This is a genomic window from uncultured Roseobacter sp. (assembly GCF_947499265.1).
Classification (GTDB): Bacteria; Pseudomonadota; Alphaproteobacteria; order Rhodobacterales; family Rhodobacteraceae; genus Roseobacter.
The window spans coordinates 72867-96298 of record NZ_CANMNK010000011.1 but is presented as its reverse complement, the minus strand read 5'-3'; the positions used below and the strand labels follow the sequence as shown (position 1 = coordinate 96298).

At 60.3% G+C, this 23432-nt stretch carries 21 protein-coding genes; 12 read left to right on the top strand and 9 right to left on the bottom strand.

Going from position 1 to position 23432, the window contains the following annotated elements:
• Positions 1-2: 2 nt before the first annotated feature.
• Together Q1A63_RS23535 and Q1A63_RS23530 are read right to left on the bottom strand one after the other, a co-directional pair.
• Positions 3-284 (bottom strand): hypothetical protein, encoded by a 282-nt coding sequence (locus tag Q1A63_RS23535; RefSeq protein WP_298976623.1) that lies wholly within the window; start codon positions 282-284, stop codon positions 3-5.
• 136 nt (positions 285-420) lie between these two features.
• Positions 421-2211, bottom strand: a complete 1791-nt coding sequence (locus Q1A63_RS23530) for a serine protease (RefSeq protein WP_298976621.1) — start codon at positions 2209-2211, stop codon at positions 421-423.
• A gap of 160 nt (positions 2212-2371) precedes the next feature.
• Between Q1A63_RS23530 and Q1A63_RS23525 the strand changes: the two genes are divergently transcribed.
• From Q1A63_RS23525 to glmM, 8 genes are all read left to right on the top strand, one after another.
• On the top strand, positions 2372-3313 hold the full coding sequence (locus Q1A63_RS23525) for a glycine--tRNA ligase subunit alpha (protein ID WP_298976620.1): 942 nt from the start codon (positions 2372-2374) through the stop codon (positions 3311-3313).
• Positions 3310-3831, top strand: coding sequence for a DUF6446 family protein (locus Q1A63_RS23520; protein ID WP_298976618.1), 522 nt, complete (start codon positions 3310-3312; stop codon positions 3829-3831). Before Q1A63_RS23525 ends, Q1A63_RS23520 begins: the two co-directional genes overlap by 4 nt.
• Positions 3831-6071, top strand: coding sequence for a glycine--tRNA ligase subunit beta (glyS, locus tag Q1A63_RS23515; protein ID WP_298976617.1), 2241 nt, complete (start codon positions 3831-3833; stop codon positions 6069-6071). Before Q1A63_RS23520 ends, glyS begins: the two co-directional genes overlap by 1 nt.
• Before the next feature lie 54 nt (positions 6072-6125).
• Complete coding sequence (locus tag Q1A63_RS23510) at positions 6126-8693, top strand: putative PEP-binding protein (RefSeq protein WP_298976615.1); 2568 nt, start codon at positions 6126-6128, stop codon at positions 8691-8693.
• A gap of 213 nt (positions 8694-8906) precedes the next feature.
• The gene (locus Q1A63_RS23505) at positions 8907-9485 is read left to right on the top strand and encodes a cell wall hydrolase (RefSeq protein ID WP_298976613.1); all 579 of its coding nucleotides are present in this window, start codon (positions 8907-8909) and stop codon (positions 9483-9485) included.
• A 94-nt stretch (positions 9486-9579) separates the two neighbouring features.
• Complete coding sequence (locus Q1A63_RS23500; protein ID WP_299632617.1) at positions 9580-10503, top strand: dihydroneopterin aldolase; 924 nt, start codon at positions 9580-9582, stop codon at positions 10501-10503.
• A 3-nt stretch (positions 10504-10506) separates the two neighbouring features.
• On the top strand, positions 10507-11520 hold the full coding sequence (gene folP / locus Q1A63_RS23495) for a dihydropteroate synthase (RefSeq protein ID WP_298976609.1): 1014 nt from the start codon (positions 10507-10509) through the stop codon (positions 11518-11520).
• Positions 11513-12859, top strand: coding sequence for a phosphoglucosamine mutase (glmM, locus tag Q1A63_RS23490; RefSeq protein WP_299632616.1), 1347 nt, complete (start codon positions 11513-11515; stop codon positions 12857-12859). Before folP ends, glmM begins: the two co-directional genes overlap by 8 nt.
• On the opposite strand, the gene Q1A63_RS23485 is transcribed toward glmM, so the two are convergent.
• Together Q1A63_RS23485 and ilvC are read right to left on the bottom strand one after the other, a co-directional pair.
• Positions 12856-13776, bottom strand: a complete 921-nt coding sequence (locus tag Q1A63_RS23485) for a DMT family transporter (protein ID WP_298976606.1) — start codon at positions 13774-13776, stop codon at positions 12856-12858. The two genes, glmM and Q1A63_RS23485, sit on opposite strands and share 4 nt — an antisense overlap.
• Before the next feature lie 91 nt (positions 13777-13867).
• Positions 13868-14890 carry a ketol-acid reductoisomerase gene (ilvC, locus tag Q1A63_RS23480; protein WP_298921224.1) on the bottom strand — a complete coding sequence of 341 codons (1023 nt, stop codon included), beginning with the start codon at positions 14888-14890 and terminating at the stop codon, positions 13868-13870.
• Between the two features lie 136 nt (positions 14891-15026).
• Between ilvC and Q1A63_RS23475 the strand changes: the two genes are divergently transcribed.
• The 3 genes from Q1A63_RS23475 (at position 15027) to Q1A63_RS23465 (ending at position 17191) form a co-directional block, all read left to right on the top strand.
• Positions 15027-15482: an Lrp/AsnC family transcriptional regulator gene (locus Q1A63_RS23475; RefSeq protein ID WP_298976605.1), complete on the top strand. Its 456-nt coding sequence runs from the start codon at positions 15027-15029 to the stop codon at positions 15480-15482.
• A complete protein-coding gene (locus tag Q1A63_RS23470) occupies positions 15479-15937 on the top strand; it encodes an Lrp/AsnC family transcriptional regulator (protein ID WP_298976604.1) in 459 nt (152 codons plus the stop codon). Before Q1A63_RS23475 ends, Q1A63_RS23470 begins: the two co-directional genes overlap by 4 nt.
• 126 nt (positions 15938-16063) lie before the next feature.
• Positions 16064-17191 carry an aminotransferase class V-fold PLP-dependent enzyme gene (locus Q1A63_RS23465; RefSeq protein ID WP_298976603.1) on the top strand — a complete coding sequence of 376 codons (1128 nt, stop codon included), beginning with the start codon at positions 16064-16066 and terminating at the stop codon, positions 17189-17191.
• Positions 17192-17197: 6 nt separating this feature from the next.
• Here the strand turns inward: Q1A63_RS23465 and Q1A63_RS23460 are convergent, their stop codons facing one another.
• The 3 genes from Q1A63_RS23460 to Q1A63_RS23450 form a co-directional block, all read right to left on the bottom strand.
• On the bottom strand, positions 17198-18397 hold the full coding sequence (locus Q1A63_RS23460; protein WP_298976601.1) for a UbiH/UbiF family hydroxylase: 1200 nt from the start codon (positions 18395-18397) through the stop codon (positions 17198-17200).
• Positions 18398-18455: 58 nt separating this feature from the next.
• Positions 18456-18704 (bottom strand): hypothetical protein, encoded by a 249-nt coding sequence (locus Q1A63_RS23455; RefSeq protein ID WP_298976599.1) that lies wholly within the window; start codon positions 18702-18704, stop codon positions 18456-18458.
• Positions 18705-18785: 81 nt separating this feature from the next.
• Positions 18786-19430, bottom strand: a complete 645-nt coding sequence (locus Q1A63_RS23450) for a pyrimidine 5'-nucleotidase (protein ID WP_298976598.1) — start codon at positions 19428-19430, stop codon at positions 18786-18788.
• A gap of 105 nt (positions 19431-19535) precedes the next feature.
• Between Q1A63_RS23450 and Q1A63_RS23445 the strand changes: the two genes are divergently transcribed.
• Positions 19536-20189 (top strand): GntR family transcriptional regulator, encoded by a 654-nt coding sequence (locus Q1A63_RS23445; protein ID WP_298976596.1) that lies wholly within the window; start codon positions 19536-19538, stop codon positions 20187-20189.
• Here the strand turns inward: Q1A63_RS23445 and Q1A63_RS23440 are convergent.
• The gene (locus Q1A63_RS23440; RefSeq protein WP_298976594.1) at positions 20186-22081 is read right to left on the bottom strand and encodes a glycosyltransferase family 2 protein; all 1896 of its coding nucleotides are present in this window, start codon (positions 22079-22081) and stop codon (positions 20186-20188) included. The two genes, Q1A63_RS23445 and Q1A63_RS23440, sit on opposite strands and share 4 nt — an antisense overlap.
• 100 nt (positions 22082-22181) lie before the next feature.
• Complete coding sequence (gene carA, locus Q1A63_RS23435; protein ID WP_298976593.1) at positions 22182-23342, bottom strand: glutamine-hydrolyzing carbamoyl-phosphate synthase small subunit; 1161 nt, start codon at positions 23340-23342, stop codon at positions 22182-22184.
• Between the last annotated feature and the right edge of the window lie 90 nt (positions 23343-23432).

Sequence of the window (23432 nt, the reverse complement as noted above, 5' to 3'; positions counted from 1 at the left end):
GGTCACTGGTAATCCGAATAGGCACGCTGAATAAGGCGCGCCGCGCATTTCGAATGTGCGGTGTTCACGATGAGGTACCAGACGGTCTCGCCCGGGCGACCCGCGCGAGAGTATTGGCAGTTGTCAGGTGACGTCCACCATTGGCCACGATAGTTATTTGGCGGCAGCATTGGCGACGTATATTCGACCAACGATAGTTTTGCCTTGCCAGAATTGAAACCTTCGGCGGCAGCCGGCAGCGCGAGCGCTGTCCCAAGGGCCAGCGCCATAAAGTGTTTAAGCATCCCACTCACTCCATGTTCGTACCGAAGTACGATGCGCCCCCACGCAAGCAGAAGATGGCAGTTGGGGATTAACGCATCGCAAACGGCTGGGGTGAGTAGGCCGATTCTTTAGGGCGAATTTGAGACGGTTTTGTGCTTATTCCCAGCAACTGACCAATACGGTCATCGCCAGAGCCCGTTGGGTAATGTCCTCTGGGGCAAGCTGATCGGTGCCAATGCCGCTGTCCGGAACCAGGCCCGCGTTCTCCATCACCTGGGTGATGGCGGAGCCCGCCAGCGCAAAGGTGACCTCCTTTGGCAGGCGCCGTTCGCCGCCACCGCGCGGCAGCAACATGCCAAGCACATGGCCGTTGTCGTCAAAGACCGGCCCACCGGCGTCCCCCGGCAGGCTGCTGAGTGCCAGGCGGCTCAGATCCGGTTCACCCTGGAGCCCGCGAACATCCGACAGGGTGCCAAATGTCATGGTGGGTGCATCCAGAATGCCCTCATAGGAATAGCCTGCCACGGCGATGTCAGATTGCAGCCGTGGCGGCACCGGGCTGAAACGCGCGCTTTGTTGCGGGGCCAGGCTTTGCGAGGGTTTCAGGATCGCGATCCCAAGCTCGGGATCCAGCGTATCCAGTTCCGCTTCGAATTCCTCGTCCAATGTAATGCGCGTACAACTTTGCACCGCATCGGATGTGGTGACCACCGACCCTGCGCCATCCACGAAAAACCCGGACCGTGAGACGCGCGGCGTGCGGATCTGCAACCCGGCGACCAAATCGACTTGCTGCTGCGCGATGCCTTCTGAGGGGTCCAGCACGCCGGGCAATCGCAGGAAGCTGTCCTGCATTTCCGCCAGAACCCGTGTGCGGCGCTCTTCGTCACCCGCAGGCCAAATCAATGTGAAGCCCTTGATCTGACCTGCTTCAAGGCTGGCACGTGTCTCGCTGACAATCTCGGCATTGCGGCCCGTCAAGGTAAAGCTGGTGCGTGACAGGCTGCGCTCCCCTTCCAGCGGCACGATCTCCAGGGTCTGCATGATCTGATAGAGGCTGGCCAGCGTATTGGTATCGCCTTCCTGGCTGATCAGCAGAACGCGGGCTGCGCTGCCATCCGTCGCGTTGAACCGCGCAAAGGGCGCCTCATAGCCGTCCAGCGCCACCTTGGCCGTGGGCATTTTCACTTCGATGCCGGTTTTGGTGTCAGCGACAGGTCGTAAATCCAGCCCCTCAAGCACGGCGTTGTAGCTTTGGAAAAGTGCCGCGCGTTGTTGTGTCGTCAAAACCCCGGTGGCTTCAAATCCATTGGCCGCTTGCCAGGCCGACATCGAATTGCGTGTCCCGCGTCCGAACGCACCATCAATTGTCGAGGTGTAGAAACCGGCCCATTGCAGAGCCGTCTGAATGTCGCGCCGCTCTTCTGCTGAAAGGTTGCGCTCGTTGCGGCGTGCCTCCGCGGGCGTCTCATCGGGCGCGGCGATGGGCTCTGATGGCAGCGTAGGCTGCTCCGGCACAACGAGCGCCGCGGTACTATCTGGCGTATCATCCGGCAGGGTGATCGTTTCCTGCGGCGTTGGCTGCACGGTCAGCGCACCCCGCCGCAGAAGATCGGCACCGGTTGGAAAGAACTGGCGCCCCAGGTTCGCACTGAAGGCAATATAGCTGTCGCGCGGGATCAGCCCGTCGTTTCGGTAGACCCGCAACAGCTGTTCCGCATCGGCAGCCGTATAAGGGCCCAGAACGATCCCGTACCACCCGCTGCCCAGCGAAAACCCGTTCACATCCGAAAGGGTGCGGGCGTAATCCTGCGCCCGTCTCAGACCGTCTTGAAGGTTCGGCTGTGCCTCGATCTGGACCCAGACAACCTGATCGGAAGACTGAGCCCGCGCAAGCTGCGCAACACTGGCAAAAAGAGCCACAAAAACCACAAATAACCGCACCATTTCTATGCCAACCCCGGACCGTTTCAAATCCGGCTCAATTAATCAGGAATTGCGCGTGTTGGCCATATGGCATTGGCCTGATTTATCGCGTTACCTGCAATTGACGCTTCCAGCACACACACGTAGGTAAGGCGCGCAAGACCAGCCGAGGCCGCCTTCCATGTCCGATACCGACCAAACGCCGAAATCGTTTCAGGAGATTATCCTGAGGCTCCAGACCTATTGGGCGCGCAAGGGGTGCGCGATTTTGCAGCCCTATGACATGGAAGTTGGCGCAGGGACTTTTCACCCGGCAACGACGCTGCGCTCGCTGGGCACGCAACCCTGGGCCGCCGCCTATGTCCAGCCCTCGCGTCGTCCGACCGATGGGCGCTACGGCGAAAACCCCAACCGCTTGCAGCATTACTACCAGTTTCAGGTGCTGATCAAACCCAGCCCGCCGGATTTGCAGGAGCTTTATCTGGGCTCGCTCGCCGCCATCGGCGTGGATATGGCACTGCATGATATCCGATTTGTCGAGGACGACTGGGAAAGCCCCACGCTCGGGGCCTGGGGGCTGGGCTGGGAGGTCTGGTGCGACGGGATGGAAGTCAGCCAGTTCACCTATTTCCAACAGGTGGGCGGGCACGACTGTCACCCGGTGTCGGGCGAGCTGACCTATGGGCTGGAACGGCTGGCGATGTACATCCTGGGGGTTGATCACGTGATGGACATGCCTTTTAACGACCCGCAAACGCCTATTGCACTGACCTATGGCGACATCTTCAAACAGACCGAAGAAGAATATGCGCGCTGGAATTTCGACACCGCCGATACCGCCGTGCTGCTGCGCCATTTTGACGAGGCTGAAACGCACTGTCGTGAGATCCTCGATGCCCCGCACGACGACCCGAAAACCGGCAAACGCATCATCATGGTGCATCCCGCTTATGATCAGTGCATCAAAGCGAGCCATATCTTTAATTTGCTCGACGCGCGGGGCGTGATTTCCGTCACCGAACGGCAGGCCTATATCGGCCGGGTGCGGGCGCTGGCGAAAACCTGCGCGGATGCTTTCGTGCAGACCGCGGCGGGCGGCTGGCAATCGGATGACGCTGCATGAATGGCAAGATCGTTGGGAGCGTCATTTTGATCTCCGCCCTGATTGCGGGTGCGGCGCTCTATTACCTGCAAATCTACGGCTATTATGAGGATGCAACGGCAGAGCTGCCTGAAGTGCGCCTGGTGTCCCTGACCTCAGACCAGCCCGAACCCATTCTCGCGGAGCGTATTCAGGCGATTGACGCCGACAGTTCGCCCATCAGGTTCCGCGCCTGTTTCGAGACGCCGTCAAGCCTTGCCATGCTCACAGAAACCTACGTCGGTCTCGAATTCGCCACGCCGCGCAATGCGCCGGGGTGGTTCGACTGTTTCGATGCGGCCGCCATCGCGGATGATCTTGCCACAGGTCGCGCCCTGCCATTCCTGGGACAGAAAAACGTGGCCTTCGGCGTCGACCGCATTGTCGTGATCACCGAAGACGGGCGCGGCTACATCTGGCACGAGCTCAACGATTGTGGCGAAAAAGCCTATGACGGAACGATTGTGGGCGAAGAATGCCCGGGACGGGATGAAAACTAATGCCGGATCTGTTGATTGAACTCTTTTCCGAGGAAATCCCCGCGCGCATGCAGCGTCGTGCGGCGGAAGATCTCAAGAAACTGGTCACGGGTGGCATGGTGGAGGCGGGTCTGACCTATGCGTCGGCTGCCGAGTTTTCCACGCCGCGCCGCCTGACCTTGACGGTTGAGGGCGTGTTGGCTGCAAGCCCGACCACCGTCGAAGAGCGCAAAGGACCGCGTGCGGACGCGCCCGAAAAGGCCATCGAAGGGTTTTTGCGCGGCGCCGGATTGACCCGTGCGCAGCTCGAAGAACGTGATACCCCCAAAGGGCCGGTGCTCTTTGCCAAGATCGAAAAACCGGGCCGCCCGGCGGCGGACATCGTCGCGGAAGTGCTTGAGGCTGCGATCCGGAATTTCCCCTGGCCCAAATCGATGCGCTGGGGGGCGGGCACCCTGCGATGGGTGCGTCCCGTGCACGCCATTCTGTGCATTTTGAGCGATGAAGCCGGTGCCGAGATCGTGCCCATGGAGATCGATGGCATCGCCTCCGGTGATACCACGGCGGGGCACCGTTTCCTTGCCGCGGAGCGTTTCACGGTGTCCTCCTTCGATGACTATACAGCCAAGCTCAAACGCGCGCATGTGGTGCTCGACCCCAAAGAACGGGCTGAGGCGATCTGGCACGATGCGACCAATATGGCCTTTGCCAATGGTCTGGAGGTGGTCGAGGATGCGGGCCTGCTGGCCGAGGTTGCCGGTCTTGTGGAATGGCCCGTCGTCTTGATGGGGCGGATCGGGGAGGATTTCCTCGGACTGCCTCCCGAAGTGCTGCAAACCTCGATGAAAGAGCATCAGAAGTTTTTCTCCGTGCGCAACCCCAAGACGGGCCGTATTGAGCGGTTCATCACCGTGGCGAATACCGAAACCGCGGACAATGGTGCCACCATCCTCGCGGGCAATGAAAAGGTGCTCTCTGCCCGCCTGGCCGATGCCAAATTCTTCTGGGACAATGATCTGCGCGTCGCGCAAAATGACATGGGCGTCTGGCTGAAAGCGCTTGAGAATGTGACGTTTCACAACAAATTGGGCACTCAGGCGGAGCTGATTGAGCGTATCGCCGCGCTATCGCGCGAGCTGGCACCCTTGGTTGGGGCCGATCCCGATGAAGCGGAAGAGGCTGCGCGTCTGGCCAAGGCCGATCTCAGTTCGGAAATGGTCTATGAGTTTCCCGAGTTGCAGGGGCTCATGGGGCGCTACTACATCAAGGCCGCGGGTCATTCGGAGGCGATTGCGGCCGCCGCGCAGGAACACTACGCCCCGCTCGGTCCGTCCGATGATGTGCCGACCGCGCCAGTCTCGGTGGCCGTCGCTTTGGCGGAGAAGATCGACAAGCTGACCGGTTTCTGGCTGTGGCGCGAGTTCCCAACCGGTTCCAAAGATCCATTTGCCTTACGTCGAGCAGCGCTGGGAACTTTGCGTCTGATTTTAGACAATGCTCTTTCATTGTCGCTTGAAAACATCTTATTCGACGCACTGCCTACTCATATTGGCCGGATGTTTCGGATGAAAGACTTTTCCGAACTCGATGAATTAGTCCGCCAGTCCGTAGACCCGGACGTTTACGAGGCATTGGCTCATCTTAGAGAGGAACGAGAAGAGAGTTTTGTCGAAGCCTTAGAACTTGATAACCCTACGGAAAGTTCGCCTCATGTTCTTTTAGGACGTCAAGTATCTGCTCATCTCATGGCATTCATCCATGATCGTCTCAAAGTCTATCTGCGCGAGCAGGGTGTCCGCCACGATATCATCGACGCCTGCATCGCGATGGAGGGTAATGACGACTTAACTCTGCTGGTCAAGCGGGCGCGGGCCTTGTCGGACACGCTCAAAACCGAAGATGGTGAAAACCTCATCCAGGGCTTCAAACGCGCCAACAACATCCTGACCCAGGCCGAAGCGGCGGATGGGGTTGAGTATTCCTACGGCGGCGAAGTGAAATACGCCGAGACGGACGAGGAACGTGCGCTTTTTGCAGCGCTCGACGCGGCGGAGGCAAAGATCACACCAGCCATGGCAGCCCTCGACTTCGCCACGGCCATGTCGGCAATGGCAGCATTACGCGGGCCGATTGATGCGTTTTTCGAGACCGTGAAGATCAACGCGGACAATGCCACCGTGCGGCGCAACCGTCTGAACCTGCTGAGCCAGATCACGCGGCTCTGTTCCTCCGTTGCCGATCTGACGCGGATTGAAGGGTAAAACGGGCCTGACCCGGCGGTTTTTCTAAGCCTTGTCAGCGCGGGTTAACACCTTATGCTGCGCCCAAACAATTTAGGTGCCGCAGTGCAGAATAATCCGAACACCACGCTGGTGACGCCCCAAGCGCCGATCTCGACCAACACCCATGGTGGTCGGGCCAAGTGCTTGCAGCGGTTGGTGCGTCTGGACCTGCCGGTGCCGCGCACGGTTGCCCTGTCATTTGCCGCGGTGCAGCGCATTGCAAATGGCGAGTTGCCCGATATTCCAGCGATCGTGTCGCAGTTTCCGGACGGCGCACTGCTCTGCGTGCGTCCCTCCTCCGAGGACCCCGATTGGGGCGGGCCGGGCGCAGTGCTCAACATTGGTATGAACGATGCCCGGTTTGACACGCTGAAAGAACGCCTGGGCCAGGATGCGGCGCGGGCGATCTACACGCGGTTCGTGCAGTCCTATGCGGTGGATGTGGCGCGTCTCGATCCGGATGTTTTCGAGGACGTGAACGGCGAAGGGTATGAAGGCTTGTCCGAAGCTCTGCGGGCCTATGAAACCGAGTTGGAGGAGCCCTTCCCGGCGGATCCATCAGAGCAACTGGCCGCCGTCCTGAAGTCGATGGCCCGCGCGTGGGACGGCACCTCGGCACGGCTGCTCCGGCAGGCCAAGGGCGCGCCTGCGGATGCGGGTCTGGGTCTTGTCGTGCAGGAAATGGCGCTGGGGTTGGGGCGGGGGCAGTGTGGCTCGGGCGTGTTGCAACTGGTCGACAGCGACACCGGGTTGCCCCAGATCACCGGACGATACCTGAGCCAAAGCCAAGGGCGGGACGCGCTCGAAGGTGATGCCGCGGCGCTCTATCTGGGCCGTGATCCTCGCGGGCCTTCCTTGGAGGAACTGGCGCCCGAAGCATTCCAGGCGCTGAAAAGCCACGCAGCACTCATGCGGGTCAAGCTGCGCGAAGAGATGCAGGTGGAATTTGCCATTGAAAACGGTGCTTTGCACATTCTCGACGGCGTGCGGGTGGCACGCTCCAGTCAGGCATCGGTCCGGATTGCGGTGCAGCTGGCCGAAGACAAAATCATTCCCCGTGCAGAAGCTTTGATGCGCGTCCAGCCGCGCACGCTCTCGGAATTGCTGCACCGACAGGTCGATCCGGGCGCCCGGCGTGACGTGATCGGATGCGGGATCGCGGCCAGCCCCGGGGCTGCAACCGGTCAGATCGTCTTTACCGCTGCCGAGGCCCAAGCCAGTGCGGCGCGGGGGGACCCTTGCATTCTTGTACGGCGGGAAACCTCGCCGGAGGACATCCGGGGCATGCACGCCGCCCAGGCGGTTCTGACCGAACGCGGTGGCATCACCAGTCATGCGGCGGTCATCGGTCGTGGCATTGGGTTGCCCTGCGTTGTGGGCGCGTCGGATATGCGGTTCAACCGCAGCAAAAAGCAACTGGTTACCAAAGATGGCCGCGTTTTCAGCGCGGGCGAAGTGATCACGGTTGATGGCACGCGCGGTGAAGTCCTGGCGGGCGCGCCGAAGATGCGTGAAGCCGCACTGGATCAGAGTTTCCAGAAGCTGATGGATTGGTCCACCGAGTTTTGCGACATCGGCATCCGCGCCAATGCCGACACGCCCGCAGACGCGCAGACCGCGCGCAATTTCAACGCACAAGGCATCGGGCTTTGCCGTACCGAGCATATGTTCTTTGAACCCGGGCGTCTGACCGTCATGCGCGAGATGATCTTTGCGGAAACCTCCCAGGACCGACGCGCCGTTCTGGAACGATTGCTGCCGATGCAGCGCACCGATTTCACGCAGTTGTTCCGGATCATGGAGGGGCAACCGGTTTGCATTCGGCTCTTCGATCCGCCGCTGCATGAATTCCTGCCCACGGACCGCGCGGGTCAGCGAGAACTGGCCGAGGCGCTAGATCTGCCTTTGTCTGATGTGACCCGGCGGATTGAGGCGATGTCTGAGTACAATCCGATGCTGGGCCTGCGCGGTGTGCGGCTGGGTGTGACGGTGCCGGAAATCTACGAGATGCAGGCCCGCGCGATTTTTGAGGCGACGATCGACGCCAGTGCAAAAGGCGCACCGGTTGTGCCCGAGATCATGATCCCTCTGGTTTCCGCGCGGCGTGAAGTAGAGCTTGTGAAGACATCCATTGATGCGGTGGCCGCTGCCGTGCGCACGGAATGGGACAAGGATTTTGACTACCGGTTGGGCGTCATGGTCGAGACCCCGCGCGCCGCCTTGCGGGCGGCTGATATCGCGCCGCATTGTGCTTTTCTGAGTTTTGGCACCAATGACCTGACCCAGATGGCTTACGGATTGTCGCGCGATGATGCGGGGCGGTTCATGTCGGATTATGTCCAGCAGGGTGTTTTCCCCGAGGACCCGTTTCATGTGTTGGATACCGACGGTGTGGGTGAGTTGCTGAAACTTGGGGCAGAAAGAGGGCGGTCGGCGCAAAAAGATGTGACGCTGTCCATTTGTGGTGAACATGGGGGTAACCCCGAATCAATCGCCTTTTGCCGAGACGCAGGATTTGATTATGTTTCCTGTTCTCCCTTCCGGGTACCGGTGGCGCGACTAGCTGCCGCACAGCTTGCGATATCAAGCAAGATAAAGTAGTTTTTTCAAAAACAAACACAACATATTGTGGTTTCTAGGATGCCGTGTTGAGCGGTTGCACGCCGATGTTAACCAAGAGATCCGGCGTAAACTTTACGTCAACCATTATTATAGGTAGAGCACGGCGATTGGAAAGACCTGGGGGACGCAGTCGTGCGTGTTATCTGCAAAGCGATTTTATCGTTATCAATAGGGTTGTTTTTGGGCTTTTTTGTGGCCGATCCAAGTTTCGCCCGGCAGGGCGACAACCTGACCAAAGACACCGAATCGGACCTTGAACAGGTCACGGTGCGCCGTATGCAAGAGACGGCACTGGCCTCGAAGGCCAAGGTGGAATTGGAGTTTTCAAAATCATGGATCGATGCGCAGCCATCCGCCGCGGGCGGCGATGAATGGCGCTGCCTGGCAGAAGCGCTTTACTTCGAAGCACGGGGCGAAACTGTCAAAGGTCAGTTTGCCGTCGCCGAAGTCATTCTCAACCGCGTTGAATCCGATCGTTTTCCGGCGTCTGCCTGTGGCGTGATCCATCAGGGTACCGGCAAAAAATACCAGTGTCAGTTCACCTATACATGTGACGGTCATAAGGAAGTCATCGGAGAGCCGCGCGCATTCGAACGCGTTTCCAAGGTCGCCCGGGCGGCGCTGGATGGTGATGCGCCTGCGCTGACCGAAGGGGCGACGCACTATCACACAACGGCCGTGAAGCCGCGCTGGAGCAAGGTCTACACCAAGACAGCTGCGATCGGGGATCACATCTTTTACCGTCACACTTGGCAGACAGCGGGCAAGTGACGCATTCAGGTCTTGGCGCGCCGTTCTGAAGGCTGTTAAAGGGCTTCAGTCGCCTAAGATGGCGGCTGCCCGACACCAACAGAAAGCCTGTCTCATGAGCTCCGAAATCAGACTTGCCTTTGCGCACCCTGCCGAACGGTCCGAGGCAACCGCGGGCACGGGGCCATTGGACCGGATTTCCCTGCGCGATCACATCGTTGAAATTGAGATCGGCGCCTTTCAGGCGGAACGCGGTGTGACGCAGCGCATCTGCTTTAACGTTGTTGTTGAAGTGCAACCCCTGACGGGTCCCATCGACGATGATGTCGACCGCATTCTCAGCTACGACAAGGTGACCGAGGCGATTGCCTTTGAGCTTTCGGATGAGCGGTTGAACCTGCTGGAAACCCTGGCGGAACGGGTGGCGGAACGTATCCTGCTGGAACCACAGGCCATGCGCGCTTTTGTGCGGATCGAGAAACTGGATCGTGGTCCCGGCGCGTTGGGGGTCGAGATCGTGCGGGCACGGGGACAGCTCGCCCCCGTCCGCCCCGAAGAAGAGCCTGCTCCGCAGCCTGAATTAATCTATCTGAGCAACGACGCAATCGCGTCACCACATCTCAAGGGGTGGATTGATCAGTTGGAGGCATTCGGCAAGCCACTGATTTTCTGTGTAGGGGCGTCAGATACGCCTGCGCCCCAGACGCATCATAAGATGGCGCAACGTCGAATTGACCTGCTGGCCATCGAGCAAAACGCCTGGGTGCTGGCATCGAAAGATGACCGATGCGTTGTGGTCGACACCCGCACGGAGCTCGACTGGGCCATGAAAAACGGGCAGTCCTGCGTCTGGGCCCCGTCCAAGATTGTGCTGGATGCGGTCGACGGCCCATCGGCGCAGCCGCGCGATGCCATAGCCCTGGCCGCCTGGTTTGCGGCCACGTTTGAGGCCAGCGAGATGCTGGTCATCGGCGCCGATTTACCGCAGTCCGCATCGGTGCCGTTGCGTGCGATGTCGGTTGAGGGCGCAAGTCTCTGAGAGATGGCTGAATACTTCCGTCCTATCGTTCAAACGGATATTGCGTGCTCCTCTGAAGCGCTGCGCCTTGCAGGCGGCTGGGGGTGGTTTTCCCAGGTCGAAGTCTTGTCCCGAACGCGTCCCCCCCGGATCATTGCCGCGTGTGATCTGGACGGGGCCGATTTGGCGCCACTGATCGCGCCGCGGCCCCCAATCGCTGGTATAACGATGGACAGACCGCGCGTTATGGGCATTCTGAACGTCACGCCGGACAGTTTTTCGGATGGCGGTCAGCATAATTCGGTCACGAAAGCGCTGGCCGGTGCGCGTGGGATGCAGGACGCGGACATCCTCGACATCGGCGGTGAATCGACGCGTCCGGGCGCGGCCTTTGTTCCCGAGAAGGAAGAGATTGAGCGCACCGTTCCCGTCATTGCAGCGCTTCGCGAGGGTGGTGTTGCCCAAAAGATCTCCATCGATACCCGTAAAACCGCGGTGGCTGCGGCGGCGCTGCAGGCGGGCGCAAATCTGGTCAATGATGTCTCCGGCTTCACCTTTGATCCAGCACTTGCGGACCACTGTGCCGCGCAAACTGTGCCGGTCTGCGTGATGCATGCGCAGGGCGATCCAGCCACGATGCAGCAGGATCCTCAGTACGACGACGTGCTGCTGGATGTCTACGATTTCCTGTCCGCGCAAATTGAGATGCTCGGCGCGCGGGGCATTCCCAAAACGCGGATCATCGCAGACCCCGGGATCGGCTTTGGCAAGACATTACAGCACAACCTAAGCCTGCTGGCCCGGTTGTCGCTGTTTCATGGGTTGGGGGTGCCGATCCTGTTGGGCGCATCGCGCAAGCGGTTCATCGGCACGATCGGTCAGGCCGAAGCGGCACAGGACCGTATGCCGGGGTCTCTGGCGGTGGCGCTCGCGGCGTTGAAACATGGGACACAAATCGTGCGCGTTCATGACGTGCCTGAAACGGTTCAGGCCATTGCACTCTGGCGCGCGGCCATGGCAGGTTGCGCGGATGGATAAGCTTTTTGGAACAGACGGCGTGCGCGGCACCGCCAACGCACACCCCATGACCGCCGAAATGGCGCTGCGCATTGGTGCGGCGGTGGGCCGCTATTTCAGCCGCGACCGCTCCAGCGTGCACCGTGTGGTGATCGGCAAGGATACCCGTCTGTCGGGCTATATGTTCGAGAACGCATTGACCGCCGGGCTGACGTCAACGGGTATGAATGTGCTGCTTCTGGGGCCTGTGCCTACGCCTGCTGTGGGCCTTTTGACACGCTCCATGCGGGCCGATCTGGGCGTGATGATTTCTGCCAGCCACAATCCGGCGGTGGACAATGGCATCAAGTTTTTTGGCCCCGACGGCTACAAGCTTTCCGATCAGATGGAAGCGGAAATCGAAGCGCTGATCAACGATGGCGTGGCGCCGATTGAGGCGGAAAACATCGGCCGCGCCAAACGGATCGACGATGGTCGGTTTCGGTATATCGAGCGGGTCAAATCCTCGTTCCCGCGACAGATGCGGCTGGATGGGCTGAAGGTGGTTGTCGATTGCGCGAACGGGGCAGCCTACCGCGTAGCGCCGGAGGCGCTCTGGGAGCTGGGCGCCACGGTGATTCCGGTTGGCGTGGCACCAAACGGGCACAATATCAACGATGCCTGCGGGTCCACACATCCCGAAATGGCCGCAGAGACCGTGGTGTCGCACGGCGCGGATGTCGGCATTTGTCTGGATGGCGATGCGGATCGTGTCATTCTGCTCGATCAGAACGGCAAGGTCGGCGATGGCGACCAGTTCATGGCCCTGATGGCCGCGCGATGGGCGGCTGAGGAGCGGCTGGAAAACAACGCGCTGGTCGCGACGGTGATGTCGAACCTCGGGCTGGAACACTTCCTCGCGGGACAGGGGGTGCGGCTTGAACGTACGGCTGTGGGGGACCGCTACGTTGTTGAACGGATGCGGTCAGGCGGATTTAACCTTGGCGGTGAACAGTCCGGGCATATCGTGATGTCGGACTACGCCACAACGGGTGATGGCCTCATGGCCGGCCTGCAGTTTCTTGCGGAAATGGTGCGGTCTGGAAAACCCGCCAGTGAGTTGCTGCATAACTTCGATCCCGTGCCGCAACTGCTCAAGAATGTGCGCTTTGCGGCGGGACAGACACCTCTCGAAGAAGCTCGCGTCAAAAAAGCCATTGCGCAGGCCGAAGCCGATTTGGCGGGAAGCGGGCGTTTGTTGATCCGCAAATCGGGTACAGAACCTTTGGTGCGCGTGATGGCGGAGCACGAGGACGCAGCCCTGATGGAACGCGCGGTCGACAGCGTTGTCGAGGCCGTAGCGGATGCTGTGAGCTCTTAGCCCTTGCCGAAGAGGCGGCGCAACGCGCCGTATTGGCTCAGCCCAACCCCTGCAAGGATCAGAACCAGAGCCCACATGAGCGACGGCGGTAGCGGTTCGCCCAACAGCGCCGCGCCCAGCACAACCGACCATATCGGCACCTGATAATTGGTCAGGGACATGAAAACGGGCCCGGCGCTGCGGACCACCTGAACCCGCAAGAGGTTTGCCGCAGCTGTTGGGATCAACCCCAGGATGGCCACAACCACCAGCGTTTTTGTGTCAGGCAGCGGCGGGGGGCCTTCCACGATGAGCGCGATTGGGATGACCAGAACCGCGCCGATCAAAAGCAGCACGGTCGACAGACCAATGGTGTTCACAGGCGGCAATCGACGCATCAGGATCGAGGATATGGCGTAGCACGAGGCCGCGCCAATGCAGGCCAGCCGCCCCGCGGGTTCCATGGAAGCACCTGATGTTTCAAAGGCTTGAGCGCCGATCAGGACGCAAACGCCGATGAAGCCGATGATGAAGCCTGCGCCTTTGCGGGGGGTCAGGCGTTCCCCGGGCACCAGAAAATGCGCCAGCGGCAGCACGATCAGGGCCACAGCGGCCATGGACACCCCCGCAAAGCCAGAGGTCACGAATTGCTGGCCCCAGGCGAGCAACATGAAGGGCACGGCGGAGCTCAAGGCGCCGATCACCATGGCAGCTCGCCAGTCTGCGCGCGAGGCCGGGGCCTCAAACAGGCGAAACCCCAACATCGCCCAGATCGCGGTCATCAGCACGGCGGCAAACCCAATTCGCCCCGCTGCCAGCCAGAAAGGGGTGAGGCCCTCAAGTGCGATCTCTGTGACCAGAAATGTGCCGCCCCAGGTGAACCCCAGGATGCCGACCATCAGCCAGCTTTTGAGTGTGATCTCAGGGGCGTTGGTCATAGGTGTCTTTCAAAGAAAACGGGGCGGTCACCGCCGCCCCGTTCATAATAGTGCGTTTGGAACCGAGAATGGTTCGATCCGGATCGAAGGATCAGTTCTTGGCCTTGTCGACCATTTTGCCCGCGGAAATCCAGGGCATCATGCCGCGCAGGGTTTCGCCGGTGGCTTCGATCTGGTGCTCGTCGTTGATGCGACGCGTGCCTTTGAAGAAGGGCTGACCCACAGCGTTTTCCTGCATGAAGTCACGTACAAATTTGCCGGTCTGGATGTCGGTCAGGATCGCTTTCATCCGGGCCTTGGTCTCGTCATAGGGCAGCACCCGCGGACCGGAAACATATTCACCGTATTCCGCCGTGTTGGAGATCGAGTAGTTCATGTTGGCGATGCCACCTTCGTAGATCAGATCCACGATCAGCTTCACCTCGTGCAGACACTCGAAATAGGCCATTTCGGGCGCGTAGCCCGCCTCGACCAGTGTCTCAAAGCCCATGCGGATCAGTTCCACGAGGCCACCGCAGAGCACGGCCTGTTCCCCGAAGAGGTCGGTTTCGCACTCTTCGCGGAAGTTGGTCTCAATGATGCCGGAGCGGCCACCGCCGATGGCGGAGCAATAGGAGAGACCGATTTCCAACGCCTTGCCGGAGCTGTCCTTGTCCACCGCAACCAGGCAGGGCACGCCGCCGCCTTTGGTGTATTCACCGCGCACGGTGTGGCCAGGGCCTTTGGGGGCCATCATCACGACGTCGATGCCTTCTTTGGGCTCGATCAGGCCGAAGTGCACGTTCAGACCGTGGGCAAAGGCAATGGCGGCACCCTCGCGGATGTTGTCGTGCACGTATTTCTTGTAGGTTTCGGCCTGCAATTCGTCGGGCATGGTGAACATGATCAGATCCGCCCAGGCCGCCGCTTCGGCGATGCCCATGACCGTCAGGCCCTCGCCTTCGGCTTTCGCAGCCGATGGCGAGCCCTCGCGCAGCGCGACAACGAGGTTCTTGGCGCCGCTGTCGCGCAGGTTCAGCGCATGGGCGTGCCCTTGGCTGCCATAGCCCAGAATGGCCACTTTCATGTCTTTGATCAGGTTAACATCGCAGTCGCGATCATAATAAACGCGCATTTTGGCGGTCCTTTGAGTGAGTGAAAAACTGCGACCAAATTACGGGGTCTTCCGATGATTGCCATCACCAGATACAAGAGATATGGCTGGAACTATCGAAAAACTATTCGCTGAAATAAGAATAAGTAAAAAAATCATGCTTGACGACTTTGACCGCCGCGTGTTGCGGCATTGGCAATCTGATCCAAGCCTGAGCCCGGCTGAACTGGCTGAGCGTTGCGCCAGCACGTCGGGCAAGGTCGCGCGGCGCATCACCCGAATGCAGGAAACGGGCATCATCGAAGGCATATGCGCGGTCATCGACTGGGCCGCACTGGGCTATTCGGTCGAGGTTTCGCTGCGGGTGACGCTGGATAAAACGCAGCCACGCGCCTTTGACGACTTTATTGCGGCCGCGCGCGATGTGCCGGAGGTGACGGAGATACAGACCTTTCTGGGGCGGGTCGATGTGCGGTTGAACATCATCGCGCGCGACATGCCCCACTATCAGGACATCTATCGACGTCGCATTCTGACGCTGCCCCACATCGCGGACATCGAGGCGCTGATGCAGATCGCGCAGATCAAGGCGGAAGAGGCTTTGCCGCTATGATTGATCTGGACGACATAGACCGGGCCTTGCTGCGGGCCTTGGCGCGGGATGCCACCCAAAGTGCCGGGACCCTGGGGCGGCATCTCGGCCTGTCGCAACCCGCGACTTGGCGGCGAATGCGCAAGCTGGAAGGCGCAGGCGTTCTGAAGGGGCGTCACTTGCGTCTGAACGCCGAAGCGCTCGGGTTTGGGGTGACGGTTTTTCTGGGCGTGAAACTGGCGACCAAGGGACGCGTCAGCCTGGAGGATTTCGAGCGCGCGGTCAGCGCCATCCCCGAAGTGCAGCGCGTCGAGCATGTGTTGGGGCTCTATGACTACCGGTTGCGTGTGGTGGCGCGGGATTTGCCGGATTTTGAACGGGTCCTGCGCCGTCGGATCATGACTTTGCCCGGTGTTGGAGAGGTCGAGGCGAATGTTTTGCTGAGCGAAGAGCGCCGTACCGGCCCGATTGGCTAAGGTCGGCGTCAGAGGTTTCCGATAGGTGCCCCCGTTCCGAGGCGGACCCTCGGTGTATACATAAGTAGACTTTGCCAAGCCCGATGCGACCGGTTACGCCTATCCCGAACTCAGGGAGGTATGATCATGCCAGCATTGCTCGACACCGTTGATCCAACGGGACTGGAAGAATTTTCGGTCGTTTTCACCGATCGGTCTTTGAATTCGATGAGCGCCGCGTTTCAGCAGGTCATGAACGATTTGTCGTCGATGCTGAAAGAGGTCTACGCAGCGGATGCGGTCGCCATCATCCCGGGCGGCGGCACCTATGCTATGGAAGCGGTGGCGCGGCAATTTGCGCGCGGTGCGGAGGTCCTGGTGGTCCGCAATGGGTGGTTTTCATACCGCTGGAGCCAGATTTTCGAGACCGGCGGGCTGACGGCAAACACAAGTGTTTTGAAAGCACGCCAGACCGGCAATGCGACGCCATCGCCCTTTGCTCCGGCACCAATTGACGAGGTGATCGCGGCCATTGCCGAGCAGAAACCCGATATGGTTTTCGCCCCACACGTGGAAACCAGCGCTGGCGTGATCCTGCCCGATGACTACATCGCGGCCATGGCAAAAGCCGCCCATGATGTGGGCGCGTTGATGGTGCTGGATTGCATCGCATCGGGCTGCGCCTGGGTTGATATGCGCGCCCTCGGCGTCGACGTGTTGATCTCCGCGCCGCAAAAAGGCTGGTCGGCCTCCCCATCCGCAGGGCTCGTGATGATGTCGGAGCGCGCCGAGGCGCGCTTGGCGGAGACACAGTCGGACAGTTTTGCAATTGATCTTGGCAAGTGGCACAGCATCATGCAGGCCTACGAAAATGGTGGCCATGCCTATCATGCGACCATGCCGACGGATGCGTTGCGTGCTTTCCGGGATACGATGTTTGAGACCAGAAATTATGGTTTTGAGCGTCTGAAGGAAGCGCAATGGCGGTTGGGTGATGCGGTGCGCGCCATGCTGGCCGCCAAGGGTGTCGTTTCCGTTGCCGCCGAAGGTTACGGCGCCCCGGGTGTGGTGGTGAGCTACACCGGCGATCCGGACATTCAGAACGGCAAGAAATTCGCCGCCGAAGGCATGCAGATTGCCGCCGGTGTCCCGCTGCAATGTGATGAACCTGCGGATTTCAGGACGTTCCGGTTAGGGCTTTTCGGGTTGGACAAGCTCTATGACGTCGATGGCACCGTGGGGCGTTTGCAACGGGTGATCGATCAGGTCCTGTAAGGCACCTTACTTCACGCCAAGGCCCATTTGCATCAGCGTCTTGCGCACGGGCGCCATGGAGTAGAGCGCATTGAGGCCTGCAGCACGGGCATCGCGCAACATCGGGGTGCTGACTTGACTGGCGCGGTTCAGGATATCAATGCCCTGAACCCGCAGGGAAATATCGCTGTAGCGCGCCTTGTGATAGGCATCGAGCATGCGGCGATCTCCGATCTCATCGGGGCGCTCTTGTGCCAGTGACAGCAGGGTGGCGGTATCGGCCAGGCTCATGTTCAACCCCTGCGCCCCGATGGGGGGGACCACATGCGCCGCCTCCGCAATCAACGCAAGACGCTCACCCGACAACCGCGCGGCCTGTTGGCTGATGATGGGCCAGATGGTGCGCTGCGACGCAAGCTTGAGGGGTCCAAAGAGGTGACAGCTGCGGGCTGACATTTCCGCTTCGAATTCCTCGACATCCATCGCCATCCGGGATTGCGACGAGGGCCCATCGTCCATCCAGACAATCGCCGAGGAGGGCAATCCATTGTGATCCGGCAGCGGAACCAGCGTGAAAGGGCCCCCCGTCCTGTGAATTTCGGTGGAGACGTTTTCATGCGGGATGGGATGGGTGACGGCGAAAGCCAGCGCCTTTTGCCCATAGCGTTTGGTATGGACCTCAATACCCGCCGCCTGACGCATGGGTGACCCACGACCGTCTGCCGCGATCACCAGCCGGGTGCGTATTTTTGACCCGTCGCTGAGACCGACGCGGGCCTCGCGTTCACGGGTGAACAGTGAGGTTGTACTGGTGCCGGGTCGAAAATCCACGTTTGGCAATTGGTCCAGCCGGGCCAGGATTTCGCGGCGCAACAGCCAGTTTGGAAAGTTCCAGCCAAAGGGCAGATCCGACACATCCGCCGCATTGAAGTCACGGGTCACGCGCGGCTCCGCAATCTCGCCGCCAGCATCGACGATCCGCATGATTTGTAAGGGCGACGCGTGCGGCAGCAGCCTGTCCCAAAGACCCGCCGTCTCCAGAACATGGCGCGCGGGCTGCAGCATGGCGGTGGAGCGCATGTCTGCGCCTTGATGATCCCGGTCCGTGATGGGGGGCGTCGGGTCGACGCAGATGACGTCAAAACCTGCTGTCCCGAACAACGCCGCCGCAGTCAGCCCGGCGATACCGCCGCCTGAGATCAAAATATCACAAGTGTTGTCTGACATCCTGCCTCCATGCCCCATCCTCAGAGTTAAGCAAATCCGGCGGTAAAGGCCAGCGACACTACCCTTTGGTGATCAAAAGCAGGATCACAAAAATAACCGGCACTAGGGCCAGCGCAGGCAAATAAAGCCCCGGCAATCCAAATGTCAGCGCCGCACTCATCCAAAGGCTGAAAAACCCGATCAATGCAAACCACACATTGTTCTTGTCGCCGAACATCAGGTCGCGCGCGACCCACCCCAGAACCGGGATTTTAAAAAACATACGTTGCCAGAAAGGCAGCGCGCGTGTGTCGGCGGCAATTGTCATTATCAGGTCCCTCAATCGTCTGGTTGCATGACAGATAGGGGTGAACGAGGCCTTTCACAGAGGCCGGATTGTCGCAGGGTATCAGAGAAGAGCGCTTAAAAACTGACTTAAATCGTCGGTGTGAAAGTGGATATGCGCACCGGATCCGCGTGTTTCAGCCACATGCACCGTGCGCATTCCCATATCATGTGGAACTTTCAGGTTTCGGGCATCATCCTCGAACATCGCCGCGGTTTCGGGGGCAAGCCCATCCTTGCGGAACACGGTATCGAATGCCGCATGATCCGGTTTCGGCAGGAAATCGGCATGCTCCACGCCATAGATGGCGTCAAAAAGGCCTCCAAGCCCGCGCGCTTCCAAGACCCGTTCGGCGTAAGGCGCGCAGCCATTGGTATAAACGATGCGGCGCCCGGGCAGCTGCCTGATCTGCGACGCCAGAACCGGATCGGGGGCCAGGCTGTCCATCGGGATATCGTGCACATCCGTCAGATAGGGGCCCGGGTCGACATCATGCTCGCGCATCAGCCCGGCCAGGGTGGTGCCATGGGTGGCCCAATAATGTTTGCGCAGCCGGTCGGCCTCCGCGTGATCCACGTTCAAGGCCGCCATGACATAGGCAGTCATGCGCACCTCGATCAGGTCAAATAGCCGCGCCGAGGGCGGATAAAGCGTGTGATCAAGGTCAAAGACCCAGGCGCTGACATCGGAAAAGGCATCTTTTGGCATGGCGCATACCTAGGCCGCGCGATGCGCGCAGGCAAGAGCACAGGGTTGCACGACCGCGGATTGCCTCGTTAAGGTATCGAACCGGTATGGCAGAAGGCGGGGGCGATGGGGTTGCAAAAACCACAACAGACAGACGCGTATTCAATGATTCTGGATGCGATTGATCTGGGCGTCTATCGCCCCGGTGACCGGCTTGTCGAAAGCGAGCTGGCCGAACGTTTTGGGGTGTCGCGCACGCCCATTCGCGAGGCGCTGCAACGCCTGGAAACACAGTCGCTTCTGGCGCGGGACGGGCGCAGTTTGATCGTGGCCTCATTGGATCACAATCAGATGGCTGAGCTATACGTGGTGCGGCGCGAGCTGGAGGGCTTGGCTGCGCGTCTTGCTGCGCAGCACGCGACCGATGAAGAGATCCGCATTCTGCGGGAGATGGTGGAGGCCGATAATGCGCTCACCGATGATCCCGCGGCTCTTTCCCGCGCGAACCGGCGGTTCCACAAGCAGGTGCATCTGGCCTCCCATAACCGCTATCTGGTGCAGCAGCTGGATCTGGTGCACCGCACCATGGCGCTGATGGCCACTACATCGCTCGCGGCCCAAGGTCGCGGTGAAATTGCGCAGGCCGAACATGACGCCATCGTCACCGCGATCGAGCATAAGGATTCGGACGCTGCGGATCAGGCGCTGCGCGAGCATATTTCCGTGGCCTTCATGACGCGCCTCAAACAGGACGCGGCACGGCGCGAAGAGGAGAGCTAGGTCACATCTGTCTGGGTCGAGACGCCGTGCTGGGTTTTGTCCCAAAAGAACGGGGCTTGGACCATTTCCCAAAGCGCCTTGTAGCTGGCCAGCGCGCCCAGCGTGAAATAGAACATCATCGTCGGCACGTAACCGATCAGGTGCCGATGCGCCCGACCGGAGACCGCGTAGATGCCCATCGTGAGGCTGAGAAGTTCTGAAAAGACAAAAAAGCCAGCCAACGCCCAAACGACCTGACTGCCCAATGTGACCTCAACAGGATGTGTGAAACCAGCGATCGTGAGCCAAAAGGACCACAGCAGTGGGGCTGCGGCAAATTGCGAGAAGGTTGCAAGGAAAATGGTCTGCAGGCCCAGGAAGCGTTTGAGCCCCAAGTCCCGGAGCAGCTGTCTGGGGTGTCGCATGTGCACGAAATACGTGATCATGAACCCTTTGAGCCAGCGTGAGCGCTGCCGCACCCAGGGCCATGCGCGACTTGTGGCCTCTTCATGGGTGACCGTCGGCAGCAGTTCCGTCACATAGCCATGGCGCGCCAACCTGACACCCAGATCGGCGTCTTCGGTGACGTTATGCGCGTCCCATCCCCCCAGTTTCTCCAGCCCATCGCGGCGAAAGAACAGCGTCGTGCCGCCCAAAGGCAGCACCAGACCCAGCTTGGCGATCCCCGGCAGGATCACCCGCCACCATGTGGCGTATTCGATGGTGAAACATCGAGACAGCCAGTTGGTGCGGGAGTTATAATAGTCCAGCACCCCTTGCAGGCAGACGACGTTTTGCGGCGCTTCGTTGAAACGTGTGACCACGCGTTCGATCTGATCTGCTTCGGGCCAGTCTTCCGCGTCCCAGACGCCGATGATGCTGCCGCGACAGAAATCGAGCGCGTAATTCAGAGCGCGCGGCTTGGTTGTCAAATCCCCCGCGCCGGGAACCTCGATCACGCTCATCCAATCGGGCAGCTCGGTGCGCGCGATGGTTTCGCGGGTCATCGTGTCGCCTTCCTCCAGCACGAGCACTACGTTGAGCAAGGATTTGGGGTATGTCAGCCCGCTCAGCCGGGCGATCAACTGCCCCGCGATCTCCTTTTCCTTGAGTAGGGGCACAAGGATCGAGACCCGTGGCAGCCGGAACTTGGCCGTCCCCAGATCATAGTTGATGCGGCGTGGTGGCGGTTTGTGGGCCAATTGCGCCGCAAAGGCGGCCGCCTTCATGCCGGTGGTCATCAGCAAGGTCAGGACCGCCCAGAGCACTCCAAGGGTGAAGGTCCAGGCGGGCGCCAGGATACAGGCCACCAGCAGGCAGCCGCAGAGCGCAGCCGCCCAGCGGAGCCGATGCTGCCCGGCGCTGGCCCAACTGCGACAGCTTTCCGCCGAAGGCACACGGGTGGCGGCCTTTTGCGCCAATTCATCCCCGTAGAGACGACTGAGATGTGATTGGATCTGCAATTCGTCAACGATCACCGGGAAAAGCGACAACCCGCGCCGTTTCATTGTCTGGCAAAGCGCTGCGAAATCCGCAGGGCTGCTGGTGGCGACGAGGATCCGCAACCCGTCCCGCTTCCACGGCACAACCCCGTGGCGCAGGCAGACATCGGCGGGCAGGCAGGCGGCCATCTTGGGTTCGGGTGGGTCGAGGTCCAGATCGGCGTCTTGTGCATGGCATTGCGCGGCCAGGGCGCCCAGCACATCGCGCTTGGCAAGCAGACCCTCAGACACCATGATCTCACCCAGCGGCGCATCAATATGGCCTTGGATCTTCAGCGCGTGATCAAGATCGGTATGCGCGATCTTGCCCCGATCCACCAGCATACGGCCGATCGGTTCATATGTGATCGCGGGCGCTGTCAGATCCGGTTCCGGCACCGGGTCAGGCAGCACCAGCCGCAGGTTGTTCATCGTCGCGTGCCTTGCATAAACTCAACGGTGGCACGCTGTCAGAACAGGGTTAATGATCTGTTAAGTTAACACTTTTCAACCTAAAGGCGCATTGCGCGGTTCAGGCGGCGCGTGCAGCCATGGCTTCGGCGAAACGCTCAAACAGGTAGTAGCTGTCTTGCGGTCCCGGACTGGCTTCGGGATGGTGTTGAACCGACCAGACAGGGCGCCCATCAACCCGAATGCCGCAATTCGACCCGTCAAAAAGCGAGGTATGCGTTTCAAGCACGCCGGAAGGCAGCGTCTGAGCATCGACTGCAAAGCCGTGGTTCATCGAGGTGATTTCGACCTTGCCGGTGTCATGATCCTTGACCGGATGGTTGGCACCATGGTGCCCGTGGTTCATCTTGATCGTCTGGGCGCCCAAGGCCAGCGCCAGCATCTGGTGCCCGAGGCAAATCCCGAAAACCGGCAGATCCGTGTCCGACAAGACCTGCTGGATCATTGGCACAGCATAGGTGCCAGTCGCCGCCGGGTCACCGGGCCCGTTTGAGAGAAAAACCCCATCCGGGTTGTGTGCCATCACATCGTCATAACTCGCCGTGGCAGGCAGAACGGTCACATCACATCCGGCACTTGCAAGGCAGCGTAGGATATTGCGTTTCGCGCCGTAATCAATGGCCACGACCTTGTGTTTGGGATCGGTCTGCGGCGTATAGCCATCCGGCCAGGCCCACCGCATTTCGTTCCAGTGATAGGACTGTGCACAGGTGACTTCGCGGGCCAGATCAAGCCCCTCCAACCCGCTGAATGCACGTGCGGCTGCAACAAGCGCTTCGACGTCGAAATTGCCTTCCGGATCATGGGCAAGCGCCACATGCGGCGCGCCGGATTGCCGGATCGCACGGGTCAGGCGGCGTGTATCGACGCCGCCCAAGGCAATGCGTCCGCGCGAGCTGAGCCAGGCATCCAGATCCTGCACCGCGCGCCAGTTCGAGGGATCGGTCGGCATCCACTTGACGATCATGCCCTCGGCAACGGGATCGCCGGTTTCATCGTCCTCGGGGTTCACGCCGACATTGCCGATGTGCGGGAAGGTGAAGGTCACGATCTGCCCGGCATAGGAAGGGTCGGTCATGATCTCCTGATACCCTGACATGGCGGTGTTGAAGCACAGCTCCGCGACGGTTTGGCCGGTGGCACCAAACCCGCTCCCGTAAAAGAGGGTCCCGTCAGCAAGCGCCAGACAAGCGGTTGGGCGGTCGGACGCAGGCGGCTGCATGGGCGATCCTTTCGGGCAGGGGCGGCAGTGAAATCTGACGGAAACTAGACGCGCGTCTGAGGGGGGTCAAGGCCCATTTCTGGACATATT

What these genes read in the sequence shown, in the direction of transcription:
- Q1A63_RS23535 (WP_298976623.1), bottom strand. Translation starts at nt 284, where the DNA reads ATGCTTAAACACTTTATGGCGCTGGCCCTTGGGACAGCGCTCGCGCTG.
- Q1A63_RS23530 (WP_298976621.1), bottom strand. Translation starts at nt 2,211, where the DNA reads ATGGTGCGGTTATTTGTGGTTTTTGTGGCTCTTTTTGCCAGTGTTGCG.
- Q1A63_RS23525 (WP_298976620.1), top strand. Translation starts at nt 2,372, where the DNA reads ATGTCCGATACCGACCAAACGCCGAAATCGTTTCAGGAGATTATCCTG.
- Q1A63_RS23520 (WP_298976618.1), top strand. Translation starts at nt 3,310, where the DNA reads ATGAATGGCAAGATCGTTGGGAGCGTCATTTTGATCTCCGCCCTGATT.
- glyS (WP_298976617.1), top strand. Translation starts at nt 3,831, where the DNA reads ATGCCGGATCTGTTGATTGAACTCTTTTCCGAGGAAATCCCCGCGCGC.
- Q1A63_RS23510 (WP_298976615.1), top strand. Translation starts at nt 6,126, where the DNA reads ATGCTGCGCCCAAACAATTTAGGTGCCGCAGTGCAGAATAATCCGAAC.
- Q1A63_RS23500 (WP_299632617.1), top strand. Translation starts at nt 9,580, where the DNA reads ATGAGCTCCGAAATCAGACTTGCCTTTGCGCACCCTGCCGAACGGTCC.
- folP (WP_298976609.1), top strand. Translation starts at nt 10,507, where the DNA reads ATGGCTGAATACTTCCGTCCTATCGTTCAAACGGATATTGCGTGCTCC.
- glmM (WP_299632616.1), top strand. Translation starts at nt 11,513, where the DNA reads ATGGATAAGCTTTTTGGAACAGACGGCGTGCGCGGCACCGCCAACGCA.
- Q1A63_RS23485 (WP_298976606.1), bottom strand. Translation starts at nt 13,776, where the DNA reads ATGACCAACGCCCCTGAGATCACACTCAAAAGCTGGCTGATGGTCGGC.
- ilvC (WP_298921224.1), bottom strand. Translation starts at nt 14,890, where the DNA reads ATGCGCGTTTATTATGATCGCGACTGCGATGTTAACCTGATCAAAGAC.
- Q1A63_RS23475 (WP_298976605.1), top strand. Translation starts at nt 15,027, where the DNA reads ATGCTTGACGACTTTGACCGCCGCGTGTTGCGGCATTGGCAATCTGAT.
- Q1A63_RS23470 (WP_298976604.1), top strand. Translation starts at nt 15,479, where the DNA reads ATGATTGATCTGGACGACATAGACCGGGCCTTGCTGCGGGCCTTGGCG.
- Q1A63_RS23465 (WP_298976603.1), top strand. Translation starts at nt 16,064, where the DNA reads ATGCCAGCATTGCTCGACACCGTTGATCCAACGGGACTGGAAGAATTT.
- Q1A63_RS23460 (WP_298976601.1), bottom strand. Translation starts at nt 18,397, where the DNA reads ATGTCAGACAACACTTGTGATATTTTGATCTCAGGCGGCGGTATCGCC.
- Q1A63_RS23455 (WP_298976599.1), bottom strand. Translation starts at nt 18,704, where the DNA reads ATGACAATTGCCGCCGACACACGCGCGCTGCCTTTCTGGCAACGTATG.
- Q1A63_RS23450 (WP_298976598.1), bottom strand. Translation starts at nt 19,430, where the DNA reads ATGCCAAAAGATGCCTTTTCCGATGTCAGCGCCTGGGTCTTTGACCTT.
- Q1A63_RS23445 (WP_298976596.1), top strand. Translation starts at nt 19,536, where the DNA reads ATGGGGTTGCAAAAACCACAACAGACAGACGCGTATTCAATGATTCTG.
- Q1A63_RS23440 (WP_298976594.1), bottom strand. Translation starts at nt 22,081, where the DNA reads ATGAACAACCTGCGGCTGGTGCTGCCTGACCCGGTGCCGGAACCGGAT.
- carA (WP_298976593.1), bottom strand. Translation starts at nt 23,342, where the DNA reads ATGCAGCCGCCTGCGTCCGACCGCCCAACCGCTTGTCTGGCGCTTGCT.